The organism is Ciceribacter ferrooxidans, assembly GCF_004137355.1.
Classification (GTDB): domain Bacteria; phylum Pseudomonadota; class Alphaproteobacteria; order Rhizobiales; family Rhizobiaceae; genus Allorhizobium; species Allorhizobium ferrooxidans.
The window spans coordinates 1-255 of sequence record NZ_SDVB01000350.1 but is presented as its reverse complement, the minus strand read 5'-3'; the positions used below and the strand labels follow the sequence as shown (position 1 = coordinate 255).

1 protein-coding gene is annotated in these 255 nt (G+C 60.8%); it reads left to right on the top strand.

From position 1 onward, the window contains the following. Positions 1–2 precede the first annotated feature (2 nt). Positions 3–152 carry a DUF6789 family protein gene (locus EUU22_RS26050; RefSeq protein ID WP_342635433.1) on the top strand — a complete coding sequence of 50 codons (150 nt, stop codon included), beginning with the start codon at positions 3–5 and terminating at the stop codon, positions 150–152. Positions 153–255 lie beyond the last annotated feature (103 nt).

Here is a 255-nt window from a genome sequence, read left to right as displayed (position 1 = left end):
CGATGGCGGGCGCCTCTCTGTTTGGCCTTGGATTGGGGATGATGGCACCGATCATGACTCTGGTCCTGCATATCATCTACGGCGCAGTGCTCGGCGCTGTCTTCCAGGCGCTGCCTGCGTCGGCCGACAACAAAGCACATATGCGCCGATAAGCCACCTGATAGGAGAGTTCTCAAAGGCCGTGACAGCTCGCGTCGGAGCTGCACGGCCTCGACACCGTCGGAGCCCGCGAACCCGTGAAAAAACTCTTCGACC